Raw genomic sequence first — 20,620 nt, forward strand, 5'->3', positions numbered from 1 at the left:
AGGAACGCCCCATGGCGCGTGAAAGCGCATGGGGCACAGGGAATGAGTGTCAGTAAATCAGTGCCACCAGGGGATGAGCGCGTCCAGGTGGCGGCGCATCCGATGACGGGCCACGCCCGCGTCGCCCTGCGCGATCGCGTCCAGGATGCGCTGATGGACGTGCTGCACCTCGTCGGCCGCCGTGTCTCCGGGCAGCGGCCGGTCACGGCCGGACGCGTGCCGGCGGAACAGCTCGGTGATGATCGCGAGGAAGAGCGACAGCACCGGGTTGTCGGCCAGGGCCGCCAGTTCGGAGTGGAACAGGTCGGCCTTGCGCAGGTCGTCGGCCGGACCCTCGGTGGTCCAGCGGACCGCCTTCGTGAGGCGCTCGGCGACCTCCGTGTCGCCCTCGGCGTGCCGGGCCGTCACCCTGGCGACCACGCCGAGTTCGATGGCGTTGCGGACGATCCGCAGGTCGTCGGCCGTGACGCCCTGATACTCGAGGAAGAGCGCCATCGTGTCGATGCTGGCCTGCGGCTCGGGCGAGGTGACGACCAGTCCGCCGCCGGGCCCGCGGCGCATCCGGGCGACCTGGTGGTACTCCAGCAGACGAACGGCCTCCCGCAGGACAGCCCGGCTGATCTCGTAGCGGGCCAGCAGATCCGTCTCCGAACCGAGAACCATGCCGATCTGCCAACCCCGCGCGGCGATGTCATCGTGGATCCGGGCGGCCACCACTTCGGCGAGCTTGGCCCGTGGCCCTTCGACCAGTTCGGGGTCGATCACGTTCCCCGAGATCCGCTGTCCGCGGCGCACCCGGTGCTTCTCGATCCACCCGGCCACCGACTCCAGATGCGCGGTGAGCTCCGTCTGCGCGCGGGCGCCGTCGTCGGCGATCACTGCGTCGATGACGGCCTTGTGCTCCCGGTGCGAGGTCTCCTTCGCCGCGTGCATCTCCGCCTTGGAGACACGCCGGGAGGTGTTCGCGTACCGGGCGGTGAGGCGGGTGAGCACGTCGATGAAAAGGTGCAGAACCGGGTTGCCCGACAACTGGCCGAGCACCGGGTGCAACGGGTCCTGCGAATGGACCGATGGGTCGTCCCAGTGGGAGAGCTCGGAGTCGAGCGTCGTACGGAGCGTGGCGATGCCCTCTTCGGTGATCCGTTCGGCGGCGAGACCCGCGGCGATCGGTTCGAGGAGCTGGCGGGCCTTCAGCAGGTCAGTGACGCTGGTGCCGACGTACTCGAGGTAGATCACCATGGCCCGGGTCGCCGGTCCCGCGTCAGGGGCGCAGACGATCAGTCCGCCGCCCGGGCCCCGCCGCATCCTCGCGACCTGATGGTGCTCGACCAGACGTACCGCCTCGCGCAGCACCGCACGGCTCACCCCGAGCTGCTCCCGCAGGTCCACCTCGGAGCCCAGCGAATCGCCGACGGGCCAGCCCTGGCGGATCACGGTCGCCTCGATGCGCCGCGCGGTCTGCGCGGCCAGCTTGCCGACCGGGGCGCCGGTCTCGCCGTCGGCGGGCTCGCGGTCGACGGCAGTCGCCATGGGCCAACTCCTCTGCGGGGATATCGCGGATCCCCAGTCTATTCGGCACAAGAGCAGGCGACGCGCGAGTCGGACGCCCTACAGCGAGATCGGGCTACTGATTCCGCTGTACAGACCTGGCGGCCGCCTCGATGACCTGGTTAGAGTACCCTCATTTCGAAATCGCTCGCACGAGGACCGAGGAGTCGGCAGCGTGATGCGACTGGACCCCACACCCGAACTCGAGGCGTTCCGGGAGAAAGTGCGCGCTTTCGTGGCGGAGCACGCGCCCGGCGTCAAGACCCACTCCGGGGTACGCGCACCCGAGCCGGCTCTAATGCCGGCGATCCGGGAGTGGACCGCGAAACTGTACGAGGCCGGCCTCCTCGGCATCGACTGGCCCGTCGAGTACGGCGGTCGGCGCGACGCCCATCCTCTCGAACCGTTCGTCGTCGCCGAGGAGATCGCCCGCGCCCGTACCTGGCCGCCCGTCGGCGCGGCCTCGTTGGCCTCGGGCGCCCTGCTCGACTTCGGCACGGACGAACAGCGGGGGCGTTTCCTGCCTCGTATCCGTACCTGCGAGGACGTGTGGTGCCAGCTGTTCAGCGAGCCGGATGCGGGCAGCGACCTGGCGGCACTGCGCACCCGGGCACGCCGGGAGGGCGGCGGCCCCGAGGATCCTGACGCGGTGTTCGTCGTCGACGGCCAGAAGGTGTGGACGACCAACGGCCAGCACGCCGACATGGGTTACCTTCTCGCGCGCACCGACGCCGCCGCCCCGAAGCACAAGGGCATCACGGCGTTCGCGCTGGACATGCGCAGCGAGGGGGTCGACGTACGGCCGCTGCGCGAGATCACCGGGACCACCGACTTCAACGAGGTCTTCCTCGACGGCGTCCGGATCCCGGCCGCGAACGTGATCGGCCGGGTGAACGACGGCTGGCGGGTGGCGATGAGCAGCCTCGGCCGTGAACGTTCCGGCGTGGCCGCCCGCGGCGCCGAGTTGTTCGCCGTGCTGGACGACCTGGTGGGGCTCGCGGAGGCGACGCCGGTTCGCGGCCGCCCCGCGCTCGACGACTCCGCCACCCGGCAGGCGATCGGTGAACTCGCCGCCCGGGTGCACGTGAACGGCGCGATGATCTCTCTCGCGCAGTCGCGGATGCTGCACGGCACGGAACAGCCCGCCGACGCGCTCCTCGGCAAGATCTTCTTCAGCGACCTCAACCACGACCTGGTCGACTTCGGTCTGCGTCTACAGGGCACGGACGGCCTGCTCACCGAGTACGACCCGGAGGCGGTGGCCGACGGCTGGTGGCAGGACGCCCATCTGTACTCACGCGCGTACACGATCGCCGGCGGGGCGAACGAGGTTCTGCGAACCCAGGCGGCCGAGCGGGGGCTGGGGTTGCCGCGGGAACGTCGCTGATCTCTTCGGCCCGCCCCGCGCTCAAAATAGACCGGCCGGTCAATACGCACGGACAGAACGGGCCGACAACCTCCCCGACTATTGATTGTACCGAACGGTCTACGTAAGGTGCCCTCAGTTGTGACGACGAGAGGACGAGGGAACCATGACCGAGCGCGTGGTCGGTACCGACGCCACAGAAGAGCTGCCGGAGTATCCGTCGCCCCGATCGAGCCAGTGCCCGTTCGCGCCGCCGCCGGGTCTGCTCGAACTGCACGACGCCGGGAAGCCCGTCGTACGTGCCAGGACCTGGGACGGCACCACCCCGTGGGTCGTCACGTCGCACGCCACCCAGCGTCAGCTGCTGACCGACCCACGGCTCAGCGCGAACATCGGCGCGCCCGGATACCCTCACACGACCGAGGCCATGAAGGCGCACGCGGCCGAGATCCAGCCGTCGATCAACAACACCGACGGCGCCGAGCACACCCGGTGGCGCCGGATGCTGACGAACTCGTTCACCCGTCACCGCATGGAGAGACTCCGCCCGGAGATCCAGCAGATCACCGACGACCTCATCGACAGGATGCTGGCCGGTCCCCGCCCGACCGACCTCAACGAAGCCCTGTCCCTGCCTCTGCCGTCCCTGATGATCTGCGCGCTCCTCGGAGTGCCGTACGACGACCACGAGTTCTTCCAGAAGCACGCCGGAGTCACCAACGCCCGGTTCAAGACCGCCGAGGAGGCTGCCCGGTCGACGGCGGATCTGCGCCGTTACATCTCCGGGCTCATCGAGGCCAAGATGGACGACCCCGGTGAGGACGTCCTCTCCGACCTCGGCGCCCGGGTCAAGGAGGGCGTGCTCTCCATGGAGGAAGCGGCCCCGTTAGGGCATATCCTGCTCGTCGCCGGTCACGACACCAGCGCCAACATGATCACGCTGGGCACCGCGCTGCTGCTGCAGAATCCCGACCAGCTCGCGGGCCTGCGTGAACACTCCGATGATCCGAAGTATGTGACGAAAGCCGTCGAGGAGCTGCTGCGTTATCTCACCATCCCGCATCTGCTGGCGCGGCGGGCGGTGGTGGAGGACATCGAGATCGACGGCGAGATTCTCCGCGCGGGCGAGGGCGTCATCGCGTCGCTGCCGGCGGCCAACTGGGACCCGCAGGCGTTTCCGGACCCCGAGAAGGTCGACCTCACCCGCACCGCCGCGCATCACCATGCGTTCGGCTGGGGACCGCACCAGTGCGTCGGACAGCAGTTGGCCCGCATCGAACTGCACGTCGTGTTCAGCACCCTGTTCCGCCGGGTGCCGACGCTGCGACTCGCGGTCGACGTCTCGGAGCTCAAGTTCAAGGAGGACTCGCAGGCCTACGGGATCTACGACCTCCCCGTCACCTGGTAATCAGTGTTCCCGCAGAAGGAGTCGGCTCCATGGCCACGATGAAGTCCGTCCGGACCGGCGCGAAGAACGACATCGACGTCGTGGAGGTCGAGCGCCCCGCGCCCGGCCCGCAGGACATCCTCGTGCGGATCCGCGCCTGCGGCATCTGCGGCACCGACACGTTCTTCGTCCGGACCGGCGGCACCCCGTACGACATCACCGGCTCGGTGGTCCCGCTGCCGCTCGGTCACGAACCGGCCGGTGAGGTCGTCGAGGTGGGCACCGCGATCACGGACCTCGCGGTCGGAGACCGGGTGGTCGTCAACCCGCAGGCCGCGCCGTCCGGCATCATCGGCTGCGGCGGCGAGCTGGGCGGGATGAACGAGTACCTGCTCGTCGAGAACGCCGTCGTGGGCACGAGTGTGGCGGTGTTCCCGGACGAGCTGCCCTTCGGCGTGGCCGCGCTGAACGAGCCCTTGGCGGTGGCCCGGCACTGCGTCAACCGCTCGGAGGCGAAGCCCGGCGACAAGGTCGTCGTCTTCGGTGCCGGGACGATCGGGCTGGCCACGACCATCTGGCTGAAGCTGCGCGGGGTGGAGCACGTGGTCGTCGCCGATGTCATCCCCGAGCGGCTGGAGACCGCGCTGGCCGTCGGCGCGGACGCCGTGATCAACTCCGCCGAGCAGGACGTCACCGCCCGGCTGACCGAGCTGCACGGCGAGGCGGCCAACGCGCTGGGCCAGCCGCGTGCCGGTACCGACATCTACATCGACGCCGCCGGTGTCGCCGCCGTCTTCAACGCCACGGTCGACGCCGCCAAGTGGGGCGCCAAGCTGGTCATGGTCGGTGTGCAGAAACCGTCCGAGGCGATCGACCTGGGCGCCATGCTCCGTAGCGAGCTCACCCTCATCGCTTCCCAAGGGTATCCGACCGAGATCTTCGAGGTGACCGCGGAGCTTGCCGAGCACCAGGACCGCTTCGCCAGGCTGATCAGTCATCGGGTGCCGTTCGCCGAGGTGACACAGGCCTTCGAGTTGGCGCTGACCCCCGGAGCCGCGGAGAAGGTCATCGTCACCTTCGACGACTGACTTGATCCTCAGTGCTGCCACGGTGTTCGTTCTGCGTGCGGGGCGGTCTTGCGGGGCTGTGTCCGTGTTGCTCGCAGAGGCTCCGGGATCCACTCGCTCACCGAGCGGACCGCTCTGCCCCTGTCCGACGGAGTCTCGGGAGCGAGCCCGCCGCGACAGCCAGGCTCCGATCCTTCTGGTCAAGGGCCTCCCGCCGATCCGCTCCCGCCGCGGCCGGCGGGTGTCCGGGCCGGCGACCGCCGTTCAGATCACCCCAGGCGGCTCATCAGGTGATTGCCGGACACCTGATGAGCCAGGCGGCCGACGCAGGGGTATGACGCCTCAACAGGGGACGAACGAAGAACGCCGTGAGGAGCTTGGTGATGTACGAAGCAGTCCGGCGGTACGAAGGGGTGACCGATGCGGCCGAGGCCGCACGTCTCGTGAACGAGGGGTTCGTGCCGCTCATGCGCCAGGTCTCCGGCTTCGTGGCCTACTACTGGATCGACACCGGGGACGGAGTGATGGTCTCGACCAGCGTCTTCCAGGACCGGGCCGGCGCCGACGAATCGATCTCGAGGGCCGCGGACTTCGTGCGGGACAACCTCGCGACGCTGCTCCCCCACCCTCCCCAGGTCATGGCCGGCGAGGTGGTGGCCTCCGCGTGACAGCGCTCGGCCCGCCCGCACGAGACGGCTCCGGGGCCTTACCGGCCCGCTGCCCACTTGGTCGCCCCGCACCGTCTTGATCCCGCCGGGTGCGTCGGCCGCGGCGAGGACCGGGAACACGGCTCGTCATGGATCACCGAACCGCGTGCACGGACCACGATCGTCGCGTCAGCGGCATCCGAACGCCGGCTGATCTACCAGCCGCTCCCTGGGAACGAGCGTCTCCTACGGCCTCGGCCGGCTGTCGAACGCCGCCGGTCCGCTGATCGTCGCCGCGCTCTACAACGGCCACGGCTACCAGAGCGTCTTCTACTTCATCGCCGGCACCTGGCTGCTCGACGCGATCGCCCTGGCCGCCTTCGGCACCCGCACGCGTTCGGCACGCCTCACCCGGTCGGAGCGGCAACGCGTGAGCCTCCCCGCCTGAGGCGGGCCGGTCCGACGGAGACCGGCTACTCAGCCCTCCTCAGCAGCATCGCCCCCGACGGCACTCCCCCGCCCGCCGTCACCACCGCGACCCGGGCGTCCTCGACCTGACGGTCCCGCGCGTCGCCGCGCAACTGGAGCATGGCCTCGCGGACGAAGCCGAAGCCGTGCAGGCGGCCCGCCGAGAGCTGGCCGCCGTGCGGGTTCAGCGGGAGGCCGCCGTCCAGGGCGATGGACTTGCCGCCAGCGATGAAGTCGGTCGCCTCGCCCGGTCCGCAGAAGCCGAGGCCCTCGATCCAGGACAGGGCGTTGAAGGTGAACCCGTCGTAGAGCAGGGCGACATCGACGTCGGCGGGTGTGAGGTCGGTCCGCGTCCACAGGTGGGCCGAGGGGCTGTGCGACTGCGGCAGGTGGGTCAGGGTCTCCTGGTCCCAGCTGAGGCGTTCGAGCACGGCCGTGCCGACGGCCTCCACCAGGACGGGCGGCCGGGGCCGGTCGTACGCCGTCTCGATCGCGGAGACGACGACGGCCACCGCTCCGTCGCACGGCACGTCGCAGTCGTAGAGCCCGAACGGTGTGGTGATCATTCGGGCGTCGAAGTAGTCGTCGAGGGTCATGGGGTCGCGGTGCAGGGCCTCGGGATTGCGGGCCGCGTTCGCCCGCGCGGTGACGGCGATGGCGCCGAGGGCCTCGCGGCCGACGCCGTAACGGTGCATGTAGTGCGAGGCGTTGCAGCCGATCCACTGCGCGGCCGACATGGCTCCGAACGGCGCCCGGAACTCGAACATGCCGGTGGCGCGGCCGCCGGACGACGCCTGCCACCGGCCGGACCGGACCAGGGCACTGTGGGAGGACTCCCACACCGTGCGGAAGCACAGCACGTGCCGGCACAGTCCGGCGGCGACCGCGAGCATGCCGGCGGTGATCGAGCCGATCTGGCCCGGCACCTCGCGGGCGCCGTTGACCCAGGTGGGGCGCAGTTGCAGAGCCTCGGTGAGAGCGGTGACGCCGCCTTCGCTCATGCCGTCGGGGCTCGGTCCCGGGTAGGTGGAGAGCCCGTCGATCTCGTCGAGGCCGAGGCCCGCGTCCGCGACCGCGGCCAGACAGGCGTCGACGGTCAGGGAGAGGGGGTCGGCCATGAGGCGTCGGCCCACGCGCGACTGTCCCACGCCGGTCAGCGCGACCCTGTCCTCGTACTTGCGGGGTGAGGCCATGGGCCGCAGGGCGGTGCGGACGTCACGGGGCTCGGGCAGCGGGCCGGGACCCTCGGCGGCCTCGGTCTCCGCCTCGGTCTCCGGGTCCGGCTCGAACAGGGGGACGTACACGTCTTCTTCGAGTTGCTCGAAGCGCACCCGGACCCGCAGGCCGACGCGCACCTCGTCCGGCTCGCAGCCGACGATGTTCGTCGTCAGCCGCGCCCGGTCGTCCTCCGCGAGGGCGACCACGGCGACGACGTACGGCGGCGGGAAGTTCGGCAGCCAGGTCTGGTGGTTGACGCTGAACCCGACCACCACGGCCCTGCCCGAGACGGGGGCGAGGGCCACCGCGCGGCTACGGCAGGAGGGACACACCGGCAGCGGCGGATGGAAGTGACGTCCGCAGTCCCCGCAGTGCGGGATCCTCAGCACCCCGTCGGCCCCGGAACCCCAGAACTCGGTGCTGGCGAGGGTGGGTTGGGGCAGCGGACGTTCGACGCGGGTCGTCACAGCAGCTCGATGATCGTGGCGTTCGCGGTGCCGCCGCCCTCGCACATGGTCTGCAGTCCGTAGCGGAGGTTCTCGCTCCGCATCCGGGCCAGGAGCCGTGTCATCAGGATGGCGCCGGAGCCGCCGAGCGGGTGGCCCACCCCGATCGCCCCACCCAGCGGGTTGAGCCGCTCTGGGTCGGCGCCGGTCTCGGCCAGCCAGGCCAACGGGACCGGGGCGAACGCCTCGTTGACCTCGTACACGCCGATGTCGTCGAGGCTCAGCCCGGACCGTCGGAGCACCTTATCGGTCGCGGGAATCGGGCCGAGCAGCATGGTGATCGGGTCCGCGCCGCTGACGGCTCCGCAGTGGTAGCGGGCGATCGCGGTGAGGCCGAGTTCGCGGGCCCGCTCGGGAGTGGTGACGAGCAGAGCGGCGGCGCCGTCGGAGATCTGGGAGGAGTTCCCGGCGTGGATCACTCCGTCCTCCCTGAACGACGGCTTGAGGCGGGCCAGCGTCTCGACCGACGTCCCCCGGCGAAGCCCCTCGTCCACGGCGAACTTGGTGCCGTCGACCTCGATCGGCACGATGTGGTCGTCGAAGACACCCGCGTCGATCGCCGCGGCCGCCTTGGCGTGGGACCGTGCGGCGAACTCGTCGAGCCGGGTGCGGGTGAGACCCCAGCGTTCGGCGATCAGTTCAGCGCCGGTGCCCTGGCTGAACTCGACGCCGTCGTAACGGGCCAGCGCTCCGGGTCCGTAGGGCTGCCCCGTGGTGCGGTGCGAGCCGAGCGGCACCCGGCTCATCGTCTCCACCCCGCCCGCCACCACGAGGTCGTACTGGCCCGCCATGACCGCGTGCGCGGCTTGGTCGACCGCCTGCTGACTGGAGCCGCAGGCCCGGTTGACCGTGACGGCCGGGACGTGTTCCGGCCATCCGGCGGCGAGCACCGCGAACCGGCCGACGTTGCTCGACTGGTCGCCGATCTGGGTCACACAGCCCCAGACCACGTCGTCGACGGTGCCGGGGTCCACGCCGGTGCGCTCGACGAGGGCGTTCAGCACCTTCGCCGAGAGATCCGCCGCGTGCACCGGGGCCAGCGAGCCGTTGCGCTTGCCGATCGGGGTGCGCACGGCGTCGACGATGACGGCGTCTCGCATGAAAGCTCCTTGAGGTCAGTCGGGGATCTGCACGGCGGCGTCGACTCCCCAGTCCCGGAACACGGCCCGGGTGTCGGCGCCGACGGCCGGCGCCGTGCGGCCGGGGCTCGACGGGGTCGCCGAGAAGCGCGGCGCGGCGGCCGGCTGGACCACTCCGTCGCGAGTGAACAGGCTTGAACGCGCGGCCAGATGGGGATGTGCCGCCGCCTCGGTGAGGCTCAGGACGGGTGCCACGCAGGCGTCGGTGCCCTCGAACAGCGCCGCCCACTCGTCCCGGGTGCGCTCCGCGAAGCGCCGCGTCAGCAGCCGCCGCAACTCCGGCCAGGTCGACCGGTCGTGCTGCCGGTCCAGGTCGACCTCCAGGCCGAGCAGTTCGACGAGGCACCGGTAGAACTTGCGCTCCAGCGCGCCGACCGCCACATGCCGACCGTCCTTGGTCGCGTACACGGCGTAGAACGGCCAGCCGCCGTCGAAGCGGTTGACGCCCCGCTCGTCGTGCCACTCGTCGCGAGCGAGCTTGGCGAAGGTGCTGGCGAGGAGGTGGGCGGTGCCGTCGACAATGGCCGCGTCGACGACCTGGCCGCGGCCGGTGCGGGCGGCGGCGTGCAGGGCGGCCAGTACGCCGATCACGAGGTAGCAGCCGCCGCCCCCGAAGTCGCCGACGAGGTTCAGCGGTATCTGCGGCGGGCCGCCCGCGTCCCCGATGGCGCCGAGCGCGCCCGTCAGCGCGATGTAGGTGAGGTCGTGGCCGGCCGCGGCGGCGAGCGGTCCTTCCTGGCCCCAGCCGGTCATCCGGCCGTAGACCAGGCGGGGGTTGCAGGCGAGGCAGTCGTGCGGTCCGATGCCCAGCCGTTCGGTGACGCCGGGACGGAACCCCTCGATCAACACATCGGCCCGCTCGACGAGTCGCAGGAGTGCGGCGGTCGCGGCCGGGTCCTTCAGATCGAGCACTACCGAGCGCTTGCCCCGGTTCAGCACGTCCGCCGGTCCGCCCGCCTCCGCCTCGTCCGCGCGCTCGGGCCGGTCCACGCGGACGACCTCCGCCCCGAGGTCGGCCAGGAGCATCCCGGCGAACGGCCCCGGCCCGATGCTGCCGAGTTCGACGACCCGGCAGCCGGCGAGCGGTCCTGTCGTCATCACCCCTCCTTCGGTCGAGGACGCTTGATCGGACGTACGGCGACACTTGATCGGGCGTACGGCGCTGTCAGCGGCCCTTCCAGACCGGCGCCCGCTTCTCGGCGAAGGCCGCCGCCCCTTCCCGGGCGTCCTGCGACCGGAACACCGGCTCGGCGATGTCGACCTGCTTGCCCCATGCCTCCGCCAGGGTCCAGTCGGCGGTGGCGCGCGCTATCTCCTTGGTCGCCGCGACCGCCAGGGGGCCGTTCGCCGCGATGGTCTCGGCGAGTCCCAGCGCGCCGTCGAGCGCGCCGCCCTCGTCGGTGAGCCGGTTGACCAGGCCGTACGCGGCCGCCCGTTCGGCATCGATCGGTTGGCCGGTCAGCAGGAGTTCCAGGGCGATCGCGTACGGGATCCGGCGCGGCAGATGGAGAGCGGCTCCCGCGCGGGCCACCAGCGACCGGGTCACCTCCGGCACGCCGAGTCGCGCCGTGCGGGCGGCGACTACCAGATCGCAGGCCAGCAGCAGTTCGAACCCGCCGGCCAGGGCCCAGCCCTCGACGGCGGCGATCAGTGGCTTGCGCGGCGGTGTCATGCTGATCCCGCACAGTCCGCGGCCCTCGATCGCGGGGCTCTCGCCGCGCAGCCACGCCTTGAGGTCCATCCCCGCCGAGAACGTCCCGCCCGCCCCCGTGAGCACGCCGACCCTCAGCTCGTCCGACTCGTCGAGCTCGTCCACCGCGGCCGCCACTCCGGCGGCCACCCCGGCGTCCAGCGCGTTCTTGACCGCAGGACGGTTGATCGTGATGACCTGGACCGCGCCACGGCGCTCCACCAGTACGTCGTCGGACACGCCTACCTCCTCGAATCGTGCACTTGATCGCCGGTCACGGCGAATCGGGCCAGTTCATGGGCGACCATGCCGTCCAGGTCGTCGGCGGGCGGCGCCGGGAGGTCCACGGCCCGGTCCCGGGTCGGCAGCAGGACCACGGCCGTACCGGGGGTGGTGACCTCACCCCGCTGGTTCTCGCACCGCACCTCGATGTGCACCTCGGACCGCCCGTCCGCCTGGCGTTTGTCGACGACCGTGCCGCGTACCCAGGTGGTGTCGCCGAGATAGTTGAACCTGCGGTGCTCGCAGCGCAGTTTCCACAGCCAGCCGTCGTCGCCGATCCAGTCGGTGAGCAGATGGCACAGCCACGTCTCCCGCATCCCGCCGTAGTCGTAGGGGTTCGGCAGCCCGAGTTCCCTCGCCCGCTCAGGTTCCCAGTGCAGGCGCTGCACGGTGTCCGGGATGTTCAGCGGGTTCGGCGGGTAGAGGCCGGGGGCCTTGCGGCGGACCTTCGCGGCGATCCCGAACGCCCCCGGCGGGGTGAGCTGCATGCCCCAGCCCAGGTGCCAGACGACCACGTCGGTGGTCGTCAGCGGTCCCTTGACCCGCGGCTGAAGCTCTTCACCGATCTCCACGTCCTCCCAGTAACGCGGTTCGGCTCCACGCCGGGTCTCGGCCGCGTAGGCGGCGTCGATCCCGGCGAGCTGCTCGGCCGTGTAGGGCTCCTGTTCCCGGTGCTCCTTGGCCCGCTTCCGCGACGTGTGCCGCTCGGCGTTGATCCAGGTGCCTCGCCTCAGGGCGTGCATCTCGCCCCGCCCGTTGGCGTAGAGGTAGTCGCGCACGACATGTGCCGTGCGCCCGCCGAAGCTGCTGGGCTTGAGGTGGACGCCCACCTGTGCCTGCAACACCCGGCACCGGTCGCCGAGTTGCAGGGGGCGCCACCACTCGAACTCCATCACCGCCTGGTAGGAGCCGAGGCCCGCGAACGGGTCACCCTTCAGGAGCGCCCTGGTGGGCGGATCCGGCGTCGGAGCGGCGTCCTCGCCCATCGTGTACAGGAAGGCGGGCGGTGCGACGAGCGAGCCCCAGCGGGTCCCGGCCGCGTAGTCCGGGTCGCAGTACAGGGGGTTGTCGTCGCCGTAGCCGTAGGCGAAGTGGCGTACGCCGTCCCAAGTCACCTCGTAGTTGTGCGGCGGGTTGCGTTGGGGCTGGGGGACGCCGAGGCGGCGGCGGGAGCGTTCGACCGCCTCGTCGGTCAGTACGCCGAACCGCTCCGGCCTCTTCTCCTGCGTGTCCGTCATCGCCGGTCCTCCTCCTCGACACGGTCCTTCTCGACACCGTCCTTCTCGACACGGTCCTGTTGTGCGATCCGGGCGCGGACGAGGTGCAGCAACTCCGTGCGGCTCACCTTGCTCGACGGGGTCCGGGGCAGTGCGTCCAGGACCACGATGTGCGCCGGCACCTCGTACGGGGTGAGCCGGACACGGCAGAGGGCGACGAGTTCGGCGGGGTCCGGGGCGGCCTGTTCCCGCTCGACCTCGACCGCCGCGACCGGCACCTCGCCCAGCCTCGCGTCCGGCAGCCCCGCCACGGCCGCCTCCCGTACAGCCGGGTGCGTCTCCAGTGCGCGTTTGACCGTCTCCGGCTGCACCTTGAAGCCGCCGCGGATGATGGCGTCGTCCGCGCGTCCCTCGATCCAGACGAACCGGTCGGCGTCGATCCGGGCGAGATCGCTGGTGCGCACCCACGCCCGGCCGCCCCGGGTGCTCTGTTCGGTCCGGACCTCCAGCCGGCCCGTTCCGCCGACGGGGATCTCGGCTCCGTCGTCACCGGTCACCCGCAGTTCGACCCCGTCGAGGGCCCGCCCGGCGCTGCCCGCCTTCCGCTGCCACCACCGCTCGTGCAACGGCAGCGTCCAGCCGGCCACCGCTCCGGCGAACTCGGTGGCGCCGTAGGTCATGAGGACGGGGATGCCGTACGTGCGGAAGAACGCGTCGGCGAGTTCGGCCGGGCAGGGCGCCGTGCCGGAGGTGACGACCTGCAGGCTCGCGAGCCGCTCCTGCGGAACCCGGGCGTCGAGCACGGCGCGGATGGCCGCCGGCACCAGACTCGCCGCCCGCAGGTGGTGCCGCTCCACCGCGCTCACCCAGGGTTCGACGGCGAACTTGGACATCAACACCATGCGGCGCCCGGTCGCGAGACAGGCGAGCGCCCGCCACAGGCCGCCGATGTGCACGAGCGGGGTGGCCACGAGCGACGCCGACCGCGACAGCAGCCTTTCGGGCTTCGGGGTCTGCCCGCCGGAGACGAGCGCCTGGTCGAGCTGGCCGCTGCGCAGATGGACGCGTTTGGGGGGCCCGGTGGTGCCGGAGGTGAGCATCTCCACGGCGACCCCGGGGCTGGTCGGCGCCTCGGCGGGCGCCGTGCCGCCCGCGGGCCGCAGGGTGCCGTCCGGGCGCAGCTCCACGGCCGCTCCGTGAGCGGTCACCGCGGCCAGGACGCCCTCGCCTGCGAGGGCCTCGGCGCCGGAGACGACGACGGGCAGCTCGCAGCGGGCGATGTCGGCGGCGAGGCGCGCGGCGGGCTGCAAGGGGCTCAGCATCACCAGGCACCGCCCGGAAGCGATCACCGCGGCGACCACGGCGACGTGCTCGGGCCGGTTCTCCAGGACGACACCGACGCGGGCGCCGGTTTCCAAACCCGCCGCGTCGAGCGCTTCGACGGCTCCCCGCGCGGTCCGTTGGACCTGACCCCAGGTCCACCACTGCCCGTGGTGCTCGATCGCCTCGGCGTCGGCGGCGGCTTCGGCCAGCAGCCGGGACAGGCGGTCGCGAATTCCCACGTGATCAGCCTTTCGTCGCCATGGGCACGGAGATTCCGAGCAGGTCGGCCAGCCGCCCCCGGTGCGTCGCCGGGCTGCCGAAGAGCTGCTCGGACGACTTCGCGCGCTTCAGGTGGAGGTGCGCGTCGTGCTCCCACGTGCACCCGATGCCGCCGTGGATCTGGATGTTCTCCTTTGCCGCGTGGGTGAAGGCGTCCGCGCAGTACGCCGCCGCGAGCGCGGCGGACACCGCCAGCCCGTCCGCTCCCCCGGCCCCCGGCGGTTCGCCCGGTCCCCCGGCCGCCACGGACATCGCGTGGTACGCGGCCGACCGGGCGGCCTCGACCTTCAGCAGCATGTCGGCGCACTTGTGCTTGATCGCCTGGAACGATCCGATGGGCCGGCCGAACTGCACCCGGACCTTCGCGTACTCCACCGCCGCGTCCAGACACGCCTGCGCCCCGCCGACCTGTTCGGCGGCCAGCGCCACGGCCGCGAGGTCGAGCACCGTGCGCAGATACCCGGTGGCGTCCCCGTCCGGGCCGATCCGCAGCGCCACCGCGCCTGCCAGGTCGACGCGCGCCAGGCGGCGCGTCGGGTCGAGCGTCTCCAGGCGGGTGCGGGTCACTCCGGTCGCGGAACCGTCCACGGCGAACAGTCCGGGTCCGGTGTCGGTGCGGGCCACGACGAGGAGCAGGTCGGCGCTGTGGCCGTCGATGACGAACATCTTCGTGCCCGACACCCGCCAGGCTCCCCCGTCGCCGGGCACGGCTTCGGCCGCCACGTCCTCGACGCGCCATGTCCCGCTCTCCTCGGCCACCGCCAGCGTGCCGGTCAGCGAGCCCTCCGCGATCGCGGGCAGCCAGCGCGCTTTCGCCGTGTCGTCGCCGGACGCGGCGAGGGCCTGTCCGGCGAGGGCCACGGTGGCGAAGTACGGCGACGGCAACAGGACCCGCCCCAGTTCCTCCAGGACGATCCCCAACTCGACGGGCCCGCCGCCGAAGCCGCCGTACTCCTGCGGCAACGCCAGTCCGTGCAGGCCGAGTTGGTCCGCCATCTGTCGCCAGATCCGCGGGTCGTGGCCCGCTTCGGATTCCATCGAGCGGCGTACCGCCTCGCTCGGCGCCTTGTCGCGCAGGAAGCGGCGCAGCGTCGACCGGAGTGCTTCGTGCTCCTCGGTGAAGGTGAAGGCGGAGGTGGGTGCCACGTGGTTTTCGTCCTCGACTGTCAGTGGAGTCGTCAGCTGGGCTGTCACTGGGCCTGTCACTGGGGTGCCTTCGACCGCAGGTAGGCGGCGAAGTCGGGCATCCAGGCGCGGTCCACGATCTCGATCCGCACACCGCAAGGGGCCAGGTGGTAGGCGAAGATCGACGGGGCGTCGTCGACGAGCGCGCACGCCTCCAGGGCGAAACCCGCCTCCTCCAGCCGCCTCGACGTGGTGGGCACGTCGTCGCAGAAATAGCCGAGGTGGTGGGTCGCGACGCGTTCGGCCGCCGTCCACGGTGTCCCGGGGATCTCCTGGACGAGTTCGATGTGCGGGGCGTCGAGCGAGTACGTGTAGCGGAGGTTCAGCACGCGATCGCCGTCGGCCAGCCGGACCGGCAGGTCCGCGGACATGGTCTCGGTCCACCGGTAGCCGGCGACCTCGCCCATGCGGGCCTTCCAGGCGTCGACGTCCGGGACCACGATCCCGGTGTGGTAGAGATCCGCCGCTCTGAGGGGATGGCTCACGACGTCCCTCACCACTCCAGCCGGAGCGACTTGATGCCGTACATGTTGCCGTGCTGCCAAAGTTCCTGTCCGGGCGCGATCCGGTAGTCGGGGATGCGCCGGTGCCACTCCTCGACGGCCACGTTGAGTTCGAGGCGGGCGAGATGCGAGCCGAGGCAGCGGTGCGGGCCGGAGCCGAACGCGATGTGGTTGGTGGCCTTGCGTCGCAGGTCCACCTCGAGCGGGTTGTCGTACCGGCCGGGGTCGCGGTTGGTGACCGCGAGCGGGAGCATCACCATCTCGCCGGCCTTGACCGGGCAGCCGCCGATCTCCACGTCCTGCGTGGCCTTGCGCGCCGGGACGACGAACGAGTAGACCCGAAGGATCTCCTCCACCCCGGTGGGGATGAGCGAGGGATCGGCGAGGATCTCCGCCCGCTGCTCCGGATGGGCGGCGAAGTGGTACAGCGCCCAGCCGATCGAGATGGGGACCGTGTCGAAGCCGGCCTGGAACATCAGGATGCAGAAGGCGTGCATGTCCCGGTCGTCGATCGGCTCGCCGTCGATCGTCCAGGCCATGGCGTGGGAGAGCAGGTCGTCACGCGGCGTCCTGCGGCGCAGGGCGATCTGTTCCTCGAAGTAGGCCGACACCTCCCGCATGGCGGTCATCTGCCGGGCGCCGTCCGGGTCCTCGTCGTGGGAGAGGTGGAGCAGCTCGTGGGTCCACGCGAGGAAGGTGAGCAGGTCCTCCTCCGGCAGGCCCATCAGACGCATGAAGATCAGGGTCGGGAAGCGGCGTGCGAACTCGTCGAGCACGTCGGCGCCGTCCCGGCCCTTCAGTGCGTCGATCATCTCCGCCGCGACCTGGCGGACCTCCGGCTCCCGGGCGGCGACGGCGCTCGGGGAGAAGTAGCGGCCGAGGAGGCGCCGCCACACGGAGTGCGTGGGCGGGTCCAGCATCTCGGGGATCCACAGGAACTTCGGGTTCGGTTCGAGCGCGGTCACCGACTTGTTGGAGAAGGTCCGCCAGTCCTGGAGTGCCTTCTGCACCTCCGGGCCGTCCGTGACGACCCAGTAGCCGCGCGCGATGGTGCTGCGGAACCCGGAGTGGGCGCCGGCGATCTCGTCCCATCGCTCCTGGTGGCTGAGGACCGGGCCGCCGAGCCGGTTGTCGAAGTGGTAGGCGGGCAGACCGTCGTGGGTTCCGTCGGGTTCGAGCGTCGTGCTCATCACGGCTCCTCTCGTCGTACGTTCGTCTCGTCGCACGTTCGTCAGGTCGCGGCGCCGTCGATCTTGAGCGCGAGGAGTTCGTCGTCGCCGAGACCGAGCGAGCGCAGGACCTCGTCGGTGTGCTCCGCGAACTGGGGCGCGCGCGTGAGACGGACCGGGGATTCGTCGAACTGGACGGGGCTGGCGACGAGTTCGCGGTCCACGCCGTCGGCGTCCACGACGGAGGCGATGAGACCGTTGGCGCGCAGGGCGGGATCCTGGCCGACCTCCCAGGCGTTCTGCACGGCCGCCCACTGTCCCGCACCGCGGGAGAGGATCTCGGTCCACTCGGCGTAGGGGCGGGACGCGATCAGCTCGGCCACGATCTCGGCGGCCTCGGCGGCGTTGGCCATCAGCTTCTCGGTGCTGTCGAAGCGTTCGTCGCCGCTCAGCTCCTCGCGGCCGGCCAGCTTGCAGAACTCCGCCCAGTACCGGCCGGGTTGCAGCATAGCCAGTTCGATCCAGCGGCCGTCCGAGGTGCGGTAGGCGCCGATGAGCGGGTTGGTGGCCGCGCCGTGCCGGGGCGGGGTGTTCACCAGGAGCGGGCCGCCGTTCATCAGCGCGAGGTTGACCGTGAACTGGGTGGCCCAGGCGCCGACGCCGACCAACGACACGTCCACGACGGATGGTTCACCGGTGGTGGCACGGGAGTAGAGGGCGGCGGCTATGCCTCCGGCGACGGTCATACCGCCCATCGCGTCGCCGTAGGCGCCGGCGGGCATCCGCGCCATCCTGTCCGCACCGGGCGGTGTGACACCGGCGGCGCTTCCGCCGCGCGCCCAGAAGGCCGTGCTGTCGTAGCCGCCCTTGCCCGCCTCGTCCCCGCGCGCGCCGAAGCCGCTGCCCCGGACGTAGATGATGTCCGGGTTGATCGCCCGGACGTCCTCGACGTCGATCCGCAGCTTCGCCCGCGCCGCGGGCAGGAAGTTCGTGAGGAACACGTCGCTGGCGCGGATCAGTTCCTCCAGCACGGGGCGCGCCGAGGGCTTCTCCAGGGCGAGGCCGACGCTGCGTTTCCCACGGTTGGGCCCCTCCATGATCGGGAAGAACGACGACCCCTTGCTGACGGCCTCGTACCCGAGCACCCGGACCAGCCCGCGCTGGGCGTCACCGCGTTCGGCGTGCTCGATCTTGATCACGTCGGCACCCCAGTCCGCGAGCACGGCGCCCGCCGCCGGGACGAAGGTGAACTGCGCGACTTCGAGAACCCGCACGCCCTCCATCGGCCTCTGCATCGGACCAACTCCTCCAGCGGCTCAACGCTATTGCGCATACCCAATGCGCAATACGGGCTTCGAGTATGGACCAACAGGGGCCAAAAAGTATACTGTTTTCGTCATGCTGGATTTCACGATCGAATCTGGGTTCCAGGCCAAGCTGGACTGGGCGGCGGCCTTCGTCCGCGAGGAGGTCGAGCCGCTCGACCTCCTGTTCCCACACGGCGGCGACCCGTACGACACGCGCAACGAGAAGGCCCGCGCGATCCTGAGGCCGCTGCAGGAGCAGGTCCGCGAGCAGGGCCTGTGGGCCTGCCACCTGGGTCCCGAACTGGACGGACCGGGCTACGGCCAGGTGAAGCTCGCCCTCCTCAACGAGATCCTCGGCCGCTCCTACTGGGCCCCGACGGTGTTCGGCACCGCCGCCCCGGACACCGGGAACGCCGAGATCCTGGCCATGTTCGGCACCGACGAGCAGAAGGCCCGTTACCTCCGGCCCCTGCTCGACGGGGACATCGTCTCGACGTTCTCGATGACCGAGCCGCAGGCGGGCGCCGACCCCAAGGAGTTCGTCTGCCACGCACGGAGAGAGGGGGACGAGTGGGTGATCGACGGGGAGAAGTGGTTCTCCTCCAACGCCCGGTACGCGGCCTTCCTCATCGTCATGGCCGTCACCGATCCGGAGGCGCCGCCGCACACGCGCATGTCGATGTTCATCGTCCCGTCCGAGACGCCCGGCATCGAGATCAAGCGCAACGTGGGCACGATGGACGAACGCGACAACCTCGACGAGGGCATCCACGCCTACATCCGCTACCACCAGGTCCGCGTCCCGCTCGACGCCATGCTCGGCGGCCCCGGTGAGGGCTTCAAGGTCGCCCAGGCCCGCCTCGGCGGCGGCCGCGTGCATCACGCGATGCGTACGGTGGGCAAGTGCACGCGCGCCTTCGACATGATGTGCGAGCGGGCGCTGTCCCGTCGTACGCAGGGCACCCTTCTCGCCGAGAAGCAGGCCACGCAGCAGTTCATCGCGGACTCCTGGGTGGAACTGCAGCAGTTCCGGCTGCTCGTGCTGCACACCGCCTGGATCATCGACACGCAGCCGCACGGCGCCGCCCGCACCCAGATCGCCATGTGCAAGGTCCAGACGGCCAAAGTGCTGCACGACGTCATCCAGCGGGCCCTGCACCTGCACGGCTCGCTCGGCACCACCAACGAACTCCCGCTCGCCAAGTGGTGGATGGCCGCCCCCAACCTCGCCCTCGCCGATGGCCCGACCGAGGTGCACCGCACCACGATCGCCAAGCAGGTGCTGAAGAATTACCGGCCGGCGGAGGGGCTGTTCCCCAGCGAGCACATCCCGCCGAAGCGGGAGGCCGCCCGCAAGCGGTACGCGCACATCATCGAGGACGACAGTCTCAGCGGCCGGGTGGACGCATGAGCGGCGGGCGCGAGACGCAGGGCCGTGACGCCAAGTCCATCGCTCCGGCGGACCTGTTCGACCTGACCGGCAAGGTCGCCCTCGTCACCGGCGGCAGCCGGGGCCTGGGCCGGGAGATGGTCCGCGCCTTCGCCACCGCGGGCGCCGACGTGGTGATCGCCAGCCGCAAACTCGACGCGTGCGAGACGGTCGCCGCGGAGGTCCGCGACCTGGGCCGGCGCGCCCTCCCGGTCGCCGCGCACGTGGGCCACTGGGACGACCTCGGCCGGCTCGCCGACACCGCGTACGAGGAGTTCGGCAAGGTCGACGTCCTCGTCAACAACGCCGGCATGTCACCGCTGGCGCCCTCCTCGGCGGAGACCAGCGAAGAGCTGTTCGACAAGGTGATCGGGGTCAACTTCAAGGGGCCGTTCCGGCTCGCCTCGCTGATCGGACAGCGGATGGCCGAGGGCGACGGCGGCTCGGTCATCAACATCTCCTCCTCGGGAGCGCTGTTCCCGCAACCGCGGTTCGGCCCCTACGCGGGCGCCAAGGCCGCGCTCAACGCCCTGACCGCCGTCTTCGCCCTGGAGTACGGCCCGAAGGTGCGCGTCAACACCATCTCGGCCGGTCCGTTCCTCACCGACATCTCCAAGGCCTGGTCGGAGGAGAAACGCCGGACCACACGCAGCGCGGCCGGGCGGCCGGGGCGGCCGGAGGAGATCATCAGCACCGCGCTGTACCTCGCGAGCGACGCCTCCGGCTACACCACGGGGTCACTGATCCGGGTGGACGGCGGACTGTACTGAGCGAGCGGGTCCGGCGCGGGCGCCCGCGCCCCAAGGGGCGCGGGCCTGTACCGCCGTCCTCTACCGATGTGCGGATCCGCCGTACGGACGCGACCGGCCGAGGCCGACGGACCGCGGACA

General features: G+C 71.1%; 17 protein-coding genes and 1 pseudogene. 7 read left to right on the plus strand and 11 right to left on the minus strand.

The annotated features are described in order from the left end of the window. Positions 1 to 57: 57 nt before the first annotated feature. Entirely contained in the window at positions 58 to 1,530 is a 1,473-nt protein-coding gene (locus OG933_RS01225; protein ID WP_362532834.1) for an FCD domain-containing protein, read from the minus strand. Positions 1,531 to 1,726: 196 nt separating this feature from the next. On the opposite strand from OG933_RS01225, the gene OG933_RS01230 reads away from it, so the two are divergent. The 5 genes and pseudogenes from OG933_RS01230 to OG933_RS01250 all read left to right on the plus strand — a co-directional run. Then, positions 1,727 to 2,935 carry an acyl-CoA dehydrogenase family protein gene (locus OG933_RS01230; protein WP_405624859.1) on the plus strand — a complete coding sequence of 403 codons (1,209 nt, stop codon included), beginning with the start codon at positions 1,727 to 1,729 and terminating at the stop codon, positions 2,933 to 2,935. A 145-nt stretch (positions 2,936 to 3,080) separates the two neighbouring features. Beyond that, positions 3,081 to 4,322: a cytochrome P450 gene (locus OG933_RS01235; RefSeq protein ID WP_405624860.1), complete on the plus strand. Its 1,242-nt coding sequence runs from the start codon at positions 3,081 to 3,083 to the stop codon at positions 4,320 to 4,322. A gap of 29 nt (positions 4,323 to 4,351) precedes the next feature. Next, entirely contained in the window at positions 4,352 to 5,389 is a 1,038-nt protein-coding gene (locus OG933_RS01240) for a zinc-binding dehydrogenase (protein WP_362532828.1), read from the plus strand. Positions 5,390 to 5,751: 362 nt separating this feature from the next. Beyond that, positions 5,752 to 6,036 carry a hypothetical protein gene (locus tag OG933_RS01245; RefSeq protein ID WP_405624861.1) on the plus strand — a complete coding sequence of 95 codons (285 nt, stop codon included), beginning with the start codon at positions 5,752 to 5,754 and terminating at the stop codon, positions 6,034 to 6,036. Positions 6,037 to 6,235: 199 nt separating this feature from the next. Then, positions 6,236 to 6,463 (plus strand): annotated as a pseudogene (locus OG933_RS01250) (MFS transporter); the annotation flags it as partial. Positions 6,464 to 6,488: 25 nt separating this feature from the next. Here the strand turns inward: OG933_RS01250 and OG933_RS01255 are convergent. From OG933_RS01255 to OG933_RS01300, 10 genes are all read right to left on the minus strand, one after another. Beyond that, the gene (locus tag OG933_RS01255) at positions 6,489 to 8,168 is read right to left on the minus strand and encodes a thiolase C-terminal domain-containing protein (RefSeq protein WP_405624862.1); all 1,680 of its coding nucleotides are present in this window, start codon (positions 8,166 to 8,168) and stop codon (positions 6,489 to 6,491) included. After that, entirely contained in the window at positions 8,165 to 9,307 is a 1,143-nt protein-coding gene (locus OG933_RS01260) for a thiolase family protein (RefSeq protein WP_362532819.1), read from the minus strand. Before OG933_RS01260 ends, OG933_RS01255 begins: the two co-directional genes overlap by 4 nt. Before the next feature lie 15 nt (positions 9,308 to 9,322). Then, positions 9,323 to 10,444 carry a CaiB/BaiF CoA transferase family protein gene (locus OG933_RS01265; protein WP_405624864.1) on the minus strand — a complete coding sequence of 374 codons (1,122 nt, stop codon included), beginning with the start codon at positions 10,442 to 10,444 and terminating at the stop codon, positions 9,323 to 9,325. 67 nt (positions 10,445 to 10,511) lie between these two features. After that, positions 10,512 to 11,276, minus strand: a complete 765-nt coding sequence (locus OG933_RS01270) for a crotonase/enoyl-CoA hydratase family protein (RefSeq protein WP_362532813.1) — start codon at positions 11,274 to 11,276, stop codon at positions 10,512 to 10,514. A 2-nt stretch (positions 11,277 to 11,278) separates the two neighbouring features. Beyond that, positions 11,279 to 12,556, minus strand: coding sequence for a MaoC family dehydratase N-terminal domain-containing protein (locus tag OG933_RS01275; RefSeq protein ID WP_362532809.1), 1,278 nt, complete (start codon positions 12,554 to 12,556; stop codon positions 11,279 to 11,281). Beyond that, positions 12,553 to 14,097, minus strand: coding sequence for a class I adenylate-forming enzyme family protein (locus OG933_RS01280; protein ID WP_405624865.1), 1,545 nt, complete (start codon positions 14,095 to 14,097; stop codon positions 12,553 to 12,555). Before OG933_RS01280 ends, OG933_RS01275 begins: the two co-directional genes overlap by 4 nt. Before the next feature lie 4 nt (positions 14,098 to 14,101). After that, positions 14,102 to 15,283 carry an acyl-CoA dehydrogenase family protein gene (locus OG933_RS01285; protein WP_405624866.1) on the minus strand — a complete coding sequence of 394 codons (1,182 nt, stop codon included), beginning with the start codon at positions 15,281 to 15,283 and terminating at the stop codon, positions 14,102 to 14,104. A 56-nt stretch (positions 15,284 to 15,339) separates the two neighbouring features. Further along, positions 15,340 to 15,807, minus strand: coding sequence for a VOC family protein (locus OG933_RS01290; RefSeq protein ID WP_405624867.1), 468 nt, complete (start codon positions 15,805 to 15,807; stop codon positions 15,340 to 15,342). Between the two features lie 8 nt (positions 15,808 to 15,815). After that, on the minus strand, positions 15,816 to 17,015 hold the full coding sequence (locus OG933_RS01295) for a cytochrome P450 (RefSeq protein WP_362532796.1): 1,200 nt from the start codon (positions 17,013 to 17,015) through the stop codon (positions 15,816 to 15,818). Positions 17,016 to 17,056: 41 nt separating this feature from the next. Next, the gene (locus OG933_RS01300) at positions 17,057 to 18,289 is read right to left on the minus strand and encodes a CoA transferase (RefSeq protein WP_362532792.1); all 1,233 of its coding nucleotides are present in this window, start codon (positions 18,287 to 18,289) and stop codon (positions 17,057 to 17,059) included. Positions 18,290 to 18,392: 103 nt separating this feature from the next. On the opposite strand from OG933_RS01300, the gene OG933_RS01305 reads away from it, so the two are divergent. Continuing rightward, a complete protein-coding gene (locus OG933_RS01305) occupies positions 18,393 to 19,712 on the plus strand; it encodes an acyl-CoA dehydrogenase family protein (protein ID WP_405624868.1) in 1,320 nt (439 codons plus the stop codon). Continuing rightward, positions 19,709 to 20,500: a glucose 1-dehydrogenase gene (locus tag OG933_RS01310; RefSeq protein WP_362532786.1), complete on the plus strand. Its 792-nt coding sequence runs from the start codon at positions 19,709 to 19,711 to the stop codon at positions 20,498 to 20,500. Before OG933_RS01305 ends, OG933_RS01310 begins: the two co-directional genes overlap by 4 nt. The last annotated feature ends 120 nt before the right edge of the window (positions 20,501 to 20,620 follow it).

The organism is Streptomyces sp. NBC_00016 (assembly GCF_045040885.1).
Lineage (GTDB): Bacteria > Actinomycetota > Actinomycetes > Streptomycetales > Streptomycetaceae > Streptomyces > Streptomyces coriariae.